Genomic DNA, 10,059 nt, shown 5'->3' with positions numbered 1-10,059 from the left:
TCTCAATCTCACATTCTACCAGAGAGGACGGAGATGGCTCATCTTTTATACCTCAAATGTGCCATCCCTTTTTACACAGCATACTGGACTCAACTGTGTACTCTTCAGGAATCGATAACGATAGCGCGATGTCATCACTAAGTGACATCTCAAGTAGTTTTGAAAATACCGTCTTAAGATCCTGTTGACCTGACTCGCTGTTCAAATTTACGCGAATCTCGGGATCAGCCTCGAACAATAAAGTGTCTTGGCCGTCAAAAGTAGTTAATATAACGTTAATTTCCCGATTCATAGATTACCTTCCTTTCGTAGAACGCCTCTTTACCACCTTCGAGAGTATTCATGCTTTCCTGTGTCCAGCTTTTCCTATCATTCTCATCGCTGATGTTCCTCAGTTCATCAGTGAACGGATTCCCGACATATGTGCTGTACTGGCCGTTATTATGGACTCTGTATACTGACTGATAAGGACGAGTGCGCACGGCGATATTGGCGTTGTGGGTAGCAACCACTACAATTTTGAATCTCTTCGACAAATCACTGATACGTGGTCGAATGGTACTATCAATATACGAATTACCCATTCCCATCTCAGGCTCATCTAGAATGTAAGCATCGGCTTCTTCTCTTAAAGCCTTTTGCAACAGCAAGATACCCTTTTCCCCGTTTGAAGGTTGATACAATTGATCATTCTCAGTAACAATCACTTTGGATAATCCAAGGAAATCCCTTGCATCGGTGATACGTTCCTCGCGACACAAGTCTCTTACTGAACTGACTAAGGTAATAATGTCATGGGCATGAAATTTCTTTCTGATTTCTTCCAGATCCCCTTGCACCTGTTGAAGCGGTCTAATCTTATGTGAAAATTCTGAGGCCAACGATTTAGCACCGAGCATTCTATATACCTTCTGAACGTAAAGATTGCCTTTCTCCTCAATTTTACCGATTAACTCCTTTTCTTTATATTCTTTACCATAGATGTTATCCGTGATTTTCTGGCTTACTTTTAATAACTCGAGCCTCTTTTGTACAAATTCTGCGTAGCCAGTTGTAGAGGGCTTCGAAATTGAGGCAGTCTTTTTGTCGGCCAACGACTTTATTGTATCGATTGAGAAATTTGACAACTCTGAGGCCGACTTCTCTATCAATTCCTTGCGTAGCCTTGTTGTCACCCTGCTCGAGAGTTTGCTTAGCAATGATTTCAGAAGAAGGCTTTCTTCAGTAGATAAATAACTGTCAAAATTGATTTCCATCACGCGCTCAATATTTTTGTCTACAATATCGTACTCTCTTTCGACGACCTCTAAAACTTCATGATTGTCGCTAATTTGCCTCACGGCTTCAGTGATTTTCATAGTTGACTTATTCCTATTGTTCCTTCGAGTTTTAATCCACTTCTCATAGTGTGAGATGGGTGTGGGTTGGATATCTTCCCATTCTCCCATTTTCAAAAACTCACTATCGCATAACTCGGCCCCAACCAATGCTGGATCTCTTTTCATGTCGTTTGTCATTAGATAGTTTTTAAATCCATCTTCTTTCTGAGATCCAAAATATTCTTGGCACCTCAGTCCTTTCTGTAACAATTGAGTCTTGATCGACTTAAGTATTTCGGTCTTCCCCGTACCCTTTTGCCCGAAGATAATATTCACATCCTCGTAGATGTCAACATTGAACTTAACGTCTTTATATGGTGATACTTCCGTTGTGTGGATTTTCTTTGTTCTAAGCAACGTATTTACAACTGGCTCGTCTCTTTGTGCAAGCAGACAAAATTGTTCATAGTTTGTTACAGGAAGGCGAAGATCGGTAAAAGTACATTCCTCGTATTTATCCCAATCTTGAACATCACTTCCAACCAGAGTATCGATTGAATGATCAGAAAAAACACTCAAACTATTATAATTTGGAGCATCATGAAATATCCTCCAACTATCCCTGAGTATGCTTCGAAGTTCCTCCATGTCTTCATCTGGAATTCCAGGATTCTTATGAAAGTGAGGTATATATAAAGCATCATCACATCGACTTAGACAGGAGTATATCTCATTAAGAGTCCATAAACCTTCATCAGGATGTTTGTTAAACGTCAATGTTTGAATAGACTCATGGAACAAATCTAGCTTATTCGGATTGGCTATTACGATCAAATGCCAACGTTTTTGTCCAGTACCGTTCACATCGAGCTCTATTCCTGGCCATACTTGACAAAAACCTTGTGTAGCTGCGGACAAAATCTTGAACTGGTCATAGTCAAACAGATTATGGTTAGTAATTGCTACGATTTTCACATCGGCGTTCATGATCTTTTGCGCAAACACCTCTTTATTCACGTTTCTGGTATCTGCATCGCCACTCTTCGCCTTCTTCGTATGACAGTGTAAGTCAATCTTCAAGGCATTCTCACCCCTTTAGAGTCACCAAATTCACAGTAATGTGACTATTTTATCCGATACTATGAATTAAGCTTCACTAGGGGTATTATATTATCTGTTTCCAGTTCCGTCCAGATTATAACTTCTATCGGGATAATCATAGTGTCAACTGCTTCCTCGCCATCCCACCTCTTAAGTCTCTACACATCAATTGGCCGTGATTATAAAAGTTCTTAGGGTTCAATTCGGTATAACTTGAGATTGACTTCAAACAATTTGGTCATCGAAGGAATAGCTTGGAGTTATTCTGATTGAATCACACGATGCTCTTACAGAGGAGGCTTGGATATTCACACGAATGCATTCCCGCGAAAACTCGAAACATGAGAACAAATTCCACGCGACAGAGGGTGTCAATGTCTCAACGAACCTGAACAGACGATTCGTGTCCTCAACACCCTGCTAGTCAATTCATGCCAGACTTACAACAGCTCATTGAGGATTTTAGATGTACCAGCGAAACGATAGTACAGTCTCACCGTGCCGTCCTCCTTAACTTCAATCTTTTCAATAAAGCGATTGATTACCTCTCGGCTGATCTCTTTAAATTCCAATGCACTTGCAACGATTTCCCTCACGCTCTCCAGAGCACTCGAATCAAGGACTGTCGACATCGCGGCTTCGATCTTTCCCTTATTGACTTGCAATTTCCTAATTTCTACATCCTGACCCGCAATATAATCATCATACTGCGCCTTGGTGATTTCCTCTTCAAGGTACTTAGAGAGGGCTTTCCGCTTTAGATTATTAATCCTATCGATCTTCGCTTGACAAGATTGCAGTTCCTTTTCAAGCTTCGTCCTCGACTTGATGAATTTCTGTCTAACGTCATCGTAGTAAGACGTGTCATCGAATAACCCTGCAAGTCTCTGCAGATCACTGCGGATCAATTCAACCAGCTCGTTTTCCCTGACCCGATGCTTCGAACAAGCCTTTTCACCGTGTTTGTCACTACGTCCACAGATGTAACCGCGACTGTTTCTCTTGTAATGAAATCCAGACCCGCAATCAGCACAAAAAATGATCCCAGTGAAAAGATGGACATTTTGATGAGGTCTGCTACTCACTTCTGAATAAGTAAATGAGCGTCTACGGTTAAAAGCAATCAATTGCTGAACCGTTTCAAACACATCACTTGCAATGATGGGTTCGTGAGTCGCCTCCACCACGATTAACTCATTCTCATCCCTAGTTCTACGAGCCTTATTGGTGACGCTTATCGTGCTTTCTCGACCTTGCACCATGTTCCCCGTATAATGGGGGTTCTCTAAAATGGAACGAACAGAAGAACCGTTCCAAAAGATCGTTTGTTGGCTTTTTCCTGCCACCATTGAAGGAGTAGGAACTCCAGACTCATATAATTCACGGGCTATGGCATCGAACCCTTTCCCTTCGATGTAACGCTGAAAAATAAGCCTTACAATTTCAGGAGTGTCGCCTTCTTTGACAAACAATCTTCCGTCGCGAAGTTCGTATCCATACGGCGCAATCGATCCTTTGAACCGCCCCTGCTTTGCTCGTGTGGTTAGTGCCATTTTGATCCTCTCACTGGTTCGCTGAGCCTCCTGCTCGTATATCCAGGCATATAGCCCAAACATGTTTGTGTTGCCGCTAGTCGTATCAATTGCCCCATCCATGGTGATTAAATGAATATTGTAGGTCTCAATGACATCTTTAATCTCATGCGCCAGCCGTTGGTTTCGGGCGAGCCGTGACAACTCTTTTGCAAGAATAATATCGAATCGTCCTGCCTTGGCGTCAGCGATGAGTCGGTTCATTTCTTTTCGATTAAATTTCGTCCCACTCTCTGTCTCTGTGTAGATATCAAATATATCCCAACCCATAGATTTCACGTAGTCTTCGAAAAAACCCTGCTGATTCTTCAGGGACTCCTCTTGTACTTCTTTCGTGGTGGATACACGTCGTACAATAGCGGCTTTCATTTAAGCTACCCCCTCATCAGAACTAGCCTTCTTGGGCTGTTCGTCATGGTAGCTTGGTTCTATAATATCTTCCACTCTTTCTTGGATAATACTATTCAGAATAGATTCGAACAAAATATCGCTGGTGTCGTTGAAGTATCGTTCAATTTTTAGATCTCGCTCTTTCCCCTTATGATCCCTTTTCCGGATGGTCATGTCACCATCACCTTTCAAATGAGATCCAGCGAAATTCCGATTTTGGAATTTAACTGGTCTCACTCGTAAGACAGCTCCACGTTTAACTCTCCGACGTAAACCAGATCAACTAAGCCCATCAGATGTCGCTCCAGTTCCACCCGTACACACTCGCGAAAGTAAAAAAAAGCCAGTTTAGTCATCCAAGACGGACTAGTAATCACGTCTTGGCGCTAAACTGGCGAAAATGTTGTCAACTCAAATTTTGTTTGTCTAATTATTCGGTTAAATTGCGTTTGCGTAGTGCCCTATACAATACCGATTGACTAACACCCGTAATATCTTTAATTTCAGCGAGGCTATGGGTGCGTGCATCGTAAAGTTTCATGGCTTTGGCGACTTTGCCCGAATCCGTGGGTTTTCTTCCGCCATATCTTCCACGAGCGCGGGCTGCAGTGATGCCCTCTTTTACCCGTTCCTTCATGATATTTCTCTCGAACTCGGAAATAGACGCCATGACCGTTAATATCAATTTGCCGGTAGATGTCGAGAAGTCGATAGACTCCTTCAGACTGATGTACGTGATTCCGCGATGCTGCCAATCCTCAATAACGCTCAGTAAGTCCTTCGTTGTTCGACTAAGCCTCGATAAGCTTTCCGTAATGACAACATCGCCTTCCCGAAGCCTTTGGTTCATGGTTTCGAACGCAGGTCGCGCCAGTGTTGCTCCCGTGAACTTGTCCGTATATAAATGGTCTTCCTGAATCCCGTATCTCACAAGTTCATCAATCTGACGATCTAAATTCTGGTCGAACGTGCTCACTCTAGCGTACCCGAACAACTCGTTACTCATCGCGATACCCCCATCCTCTTCGGTGACCAAAAACCCTGTTTATGAGAAAGCAACCTGATTTACGGCACTGCCGCTAACCTGGTTTGAGGCGGCTTGATTACGGCGATATTTTTGGCAGAGATATGACCGCTCAGAAGCCCAGAAAATGTAACGATTCTGCCCATCACCAAAACCCAGAGTTTTTGGCGAGGCCGTTGCATGAATAACCCCCATTCGGGAAACGCCGAAATGGGGGTTGTAGAAGAACCTAATCTAGAACCTGAATGTCTTGAATGTTGAGCACCCTCAACGTTACATGTTGATACGACGATTTCAGATCCGGCAGTGTGATTTCACCAAAGAGGAAGGGGTTCTGCCATGCTCCTTGCGCTTGCTGAACCGTCCGTGGATCGCAAGTGCGTAGCCAATATGCGAGGGCATCGCTGCGCAGACTGGTCAAGACCTTCGACTCTACGTTGCCATCAAGGTAAGTGACCCAAACTCGATGCTTCATCAGGCCTGCAATGATTGAGTCGATATAGGCGGCGATACTGTACATCGGTAAAATGGTGACATTGGGTTTAGTCAAGTTGAGCCTACACTTGGTGACCTTATACCCATCACGGTCTGCGGAAAACTTCAACGCATCGAAGACATTTGAATTCAACTCTGCGTACGCCAAGTCGAGCTGCGCATAGAAGCTGTTAGGCTTCTGCTTCCTTTGGGCGACAGTACGATAGTCAGACATGCCTTCATAAATCGCTGGGCTTTTCGTCGCAAAGAAGCCTGAAACACCGTTCTTATCCTCGGTTTCGACGTAGCACAACGTGCTCGTGAGAAGATAAGCGTCAACGAGCGCCGCAGGGAATTTTCGCTCGGCACCTGCCACCAAAGGAAACTCATTTGAACGAAGTTCCATGGCATAAAAGGTGGTCAGGAGGTCCAACATACTCCTTCCCTGCATTTTGATTTTACTGATGTCTAAGGCCCGGAATGTCGTGGGCAATTGCCCACGAAACGTGATTAACCGCCCTTGTTTGACTCCGTGGTCATACGTCTCCCTGTGGAATGGGTTCCCGACACACATTGCCGGAACCACAGGGTAGCCGCCAACCCGAAAATAATCGTACGTCTTCTCCAATGTGCCATCCAAAATCATTAATTCCACCTCCCTGAGTAAATTCATGTGAATATAATTCCTTATCGACCATTCACTTCGTGATAGGGGATAATTTCGTCCGTTTTTGAGTTCTAGTTGCCAACCAAATGACATATCGAGAGGTTTTTCCCGGGTTCGGAAATATTAATGGAGGCTGACAGGAGAAGAAGTAAACTCAGCAAAAAAGAACATTCGACAATGCCCATACCGATAACATGGGGATTTGGAACGTCCGTTTAATTTGGATTCGGTCTATTTTTTTTCGCACACGCCGGGGTCGGGCAAGTAACATCGCGAAAACAAATAGACCGAAACAAAAAATTAGGGTTTTTGTCGCAGTCTACTTTAATGGAAGTTCAGTGCCTAAAACCGGGGATTTGGCACAAACTCAGCCCAACAGTTTGCATCAAATCAAAGCGTGAAGTTCAATAGTGGAAGGGCAAACTGAACGTGGATTTTAATCCTCCACTCAGGTATCAAGGGAGCCCGGGAAACTCGGAAAGTTCCCCGTGTCAGACGCTCCAAACATCGATGAACCGTAATAGCTAAATGGCGAGAAGGTTTGAATCTATGCTTTTTCAACACCTGACCTTTCGTTTCCGATGTAACCGCTATATCGAATTCGAATCACCGACGTAGGTCTTAGCATTTGTACCCCGGAAGTGAACTCCAGATCGGCATAGTCCTCGAATAGACTTGAATAACTACGTAGATACGGAATAACCTTGTCAAAGGCTCTATAGAACTGCCTTTTACGTGCAACCTCAGGAGCATTCCCGTACAGAATGTCATGTAACTTTGGGATACGCTCGGCGAGAGTGGTAACCGCGACATGTGGTTCTGGAGCTTTCCCGGTTTTTACGATGAGAGTGAGCAACTCCACAGCAATCTGCGCAGATACCTTGTTGCGTGCGGCGACCAAGTTCGCGAAGGCAAGGTCAGTATAAAAGGGTCGCTTCCCGTCGAACATCTCATGGTTTCTCATAATCGCGACGTTTAACGCTCTATGCAGATATTCGCTGCTCAAGAAAAGCATATTGTTTGATTGAAAAACTTCCAGCACGGGAAACAAACCTTCCTCGAATATCACGCCGTACACCCCGGCGAACGACTTTAATTTTTCGAGTAGGCGAAATCCTTTGCTCCCCTGTGTTACCCCCAGATAGTGGCTTACCTCGTTGAGCGAGGTGACAAAGAATGTGTCCTTGCGTAAGTCACGACAGTTATGAAGGAAAGAGAATATCCCTACCAACAATAAGTAGTCCTCCAGCGGTTGGTTAATCGTTTCGTCGGACACATGGTCAACCAATTCACTCAGTTTGATACGGCGACCGTCTAGGTACAAAGTACCGTCCCGCAAGATATAGCGGTCATTTCGCGGATTAAACAGCGCCATACAAGATTCATTACGAGTACTTGGGGTACGCAACATATCTGTGCATTGATGCTGCGTGATGATGTTCAAGCGATTTCCCATTTGTTTCATCTCCGTTTCTACGAAATATGATTTTCGACTTGAAAGACCATTTTCTCTCACGACCACCGCAAATTACCTCGATCTTCAGTTTTCATTCCGATGTCCTCGTCATCTCTACGTTCCATCCGGCTCCTGCCCCCGACAGTGGGGGCAGGCAGGAATACAGATGTTAACCGCCAATACCCATATTGACCATTTGTACAATGAAATTCAGATTCCCCTCCAATTCTTGTTTTTCGCTCTGGTACGCTTCACCCACATCTTTGTACCGGGCCAGATAGTGTGCAAGCGTCACATTATCCTGATACACGGGAATGGTCTTGACCACATTTCGAAGTTGTCGATGTGCTCTATCAAGTGCCTTCTGCCCCTCCGTATCGAAGTCGAAAAGCAGTATGAGCTTGAGGTCTGGATTGTTGATTTGCTGGCACTGTGTTACCAATTGAGTGACATACAGACCATTTAACGCAACGGACAATACCCCCATCGAATTAATAATCATCGAGTCGAATGCCGACTCAACCACGATGACAGGCATGTCTGCAGTCGCTAATTTCAACGCTTTCCCGTTGAACAATGCCAATGTCCGACCTTTAGGGTTTAGATACTTTCCCTTCTTGTCTTCCTCAACTTTGGGTTGAAAACCGATGTTTCGCCTGGCTTCGAATCCATTATCACAGGGTACAGTTGCAAATTTGGTGCCGTTCTCTTCAAATGCTCCGATATTGAAGAGGACAATCATGTCGTCATTGATACCCCGTGCATTAAGATACTGTTTCACTTCTGGGTCTTCCGTTGCCAGGACGCGTGATGTGTTCTTGCGGGCAGATGGGGTATCGGAACCCTTCTTTGTACCCGAAGACTTTCGGTAAGGCTTTTTGACCCAATAGAATTGTTCTGGATTCTCGACGAACCAACTCACCAATATGTTGTACCTTTCAGGGAAACTCGTCAGGTCTAGTAAATCCCCAACGATATCGAAGGCATCCTTGTGCGTTGTGTACACCTTTCTGCCATCCTTCAGGGTTACTTCTTTTTCATAACACCGAGTGAAACAATGAAACGTCTTGGTATCATCGAAATACTTCATACTTGGCTGTTGGTCGTCATGATACGGACAAAGTAGATTCTCGTGCAGATTGATGCCCGCTTCAGACATTAACTGTTCAAACGATTCCTTTAACAGTCGCTTCTTCTGGTCGTCATCGGCTTCACGATATTGCGCCTCTGGAATGCGCTTGACGCGGAACATAAACCCCTGCTCCAGTCGAACCAGTCCTTGCCCTACCGACGACACCCAAGTCCGACTAAACGGAAATGTCATTTTAACAACCTCCAATCTAATTGTCGGTACCCCTGATGGTGAACTCTGATGCTCTCATTGAATTGCTCAACCGTCGGGATTAGTTTTTTCGTTTCAAAGTCGACGAAAGTGCGACCTAATTCGGTTTTTGACTCTAGAAGCGGGTATACCCTCGAGAAAATCCGCTTTAAGTCCCGATTTTTGAGCTTGTTAGGCCGAGCAGATTCTCGAATTACCCGTAACTGCGGTACGTATTTCTCCAGCGTGTACAACTGGATGTTCGGTTTGCCCTGGCTCCCCGCCGTGACGATTAGCCGGACGAGTTCAATCACGATCAATGCCGCTGCCTTATTGCGCTCGGCGACTAAATCGACGTGAGCCAATTCGGTGAAATAACGTCTCTTTCGTTTTCCTCTCTGGGCCAACATCGTCGTCCAAGTAGAATGCATGTACTGCGACGATACCCTGAGCTTTTTTCCAACCTGCTCCAAGGTCAAAAGCGGGAAGATCTCATAAGTATCTGTTCGTACCCCGTACACTGCTTGGAGACTCTGCAACTTTTCGAATAGTTGAAAGCCCGTCTTACCCATCGTGACTGCGAAAAAGCGACTGATGTCGGTAATGCTGATGTCGAATGTGGTCAAGTCCGAATTTGTGTGTAAATTGCCCCTACATGTAGAATGTGCTGAGTTTCGACGTGCCGCCTTTGACGGCTTTGCCTCGGCAAATCAAA

At 44.7% G+C, this 10,059-nt stretch carries 8 protein-coding genes; all 8 read right to left on the bottom strand.

Going from position 1 to position 10,059, the window contains the following annotated elements; translation table 11 throughout:
* Positions 1 to 275 precede the first annotated feature (275 nt).
* The 8 genes from C7445_RS13725 to C7445_RS13690 all read right to left on the bottom strand — a co-directional run bounded on the left by C7445_RS13725 (position 276) and on the right by C7445_RS13690 (position 9,970).
* Positions 276 to 2,399: a PHP domain-containing protein gene (locus tag C7445_RS13725; protein WP_134161219.1), complete on the bottom strand. Its 2,124-nt coding sequence runs from the start codon at positions 2,397 to 2,399 to the stop codon at positions 276 to 278.
* A 461-nt stretch (positions 2,400 to 2,860) separates the two neighbouring features.
* A complete protein-coding gene (locus tag C7445_RS13720) occupies positions 2,861 to 4,381 on the bottom strand; it encodes a recombinase family protein (protein WP_134161217.1) in 1,521 nt (506 codons plus the stop codon).
* The gene (locus C7445_RS13715; protein ID WP_134161215.1) at positions 4,382 to 4,576 is read right to left on the bottom strand and encodes a hypothetical protein; all 195 of its coding nucleotides are present in this window, start codon (positions 4,574 to 4,576) and stop codon (positions 4,382 to 4,384) included.
* Between the two features lie 256 nt (positions 4,577 to 4,832).
* Positions 4,833 to 5,408 carry a recombinase family protein gene (locus C7445_RS13710; RefSeq protein WP_134161213.1) on the bottom strand — a complete coding sequence of 192 codons (576 nt, stop codon included), beginning with the start codon at positions 5,406 to 5,408 and terminating at the stop codon, positions 4,833 to 4,835.
* 247 nt (positions 5,409 to 5,655) lie between these two features.
* A complete protein-coding gene (locus C7445_RS13705) occupies positions 5,656 to 6,333 on the bottom strand; it encodes a hypothetical protein (RefSeq protein WP_134161211.1) in 678 nt (225 codons plus the stop codon).
* A 781-nt stretch (positions 6,334 to 7,114) separates the two neighbouring features.
* Positions 7,115 to 8,023, bottom strand: a complete 909-nt coding sequence (locus C7445_RS13700) for a hypothetical protein (protein ID WP_134161209.1) — start codon at positions 8,021 to 8,023, stop codon at positions 7,115 to 7,117.
* Positions 8,024 to 8,192: 169 nt separating this feature from the next.
* Positions 8,193 to 9,347 carry a toprim domain-containing protein gene (locus tag C7445_RS13695; protein WP_134161207.1) on the bottom strand — a complete coding sequence of 385 codons (1,155 nt, stop codon included), beginning with the start codon at positions 9,345 to 9,347 and terminating at the stop codon, positions 8,193 to 8,195.
* A complete protein-coding gene (locus tag C7445_RS13690; protein ID WP_134161205.1) occupies positions 9,344 to 9,970 on the bottom strand; it encodes a hypothetical protein in 627 nt (208 codons plus the stop codon). Before C7445_RS13690 ends, C7445_RS13695 begins: the two co-directional genes overlap by 4 nt.
* Positions 9,971 to 10,059 lie beyond the last annotated feature (89 nt).

Source organism: Alicyclobacillus sacchari, from assembly GCF_004366795.1.
Taxonomy (GTDB): Bacteria; Bacillota; Bacilli; order Alicyclobacillales; family Alicyclobacillaceae; genus Alicyclobacillus; species Alicyclobacillus sacchari.
The sequence above is the reverse complement of the archived record's forward strand: the minus strand, read 5'-3'. Positions and strand labels throughout refer to the sequence as shown.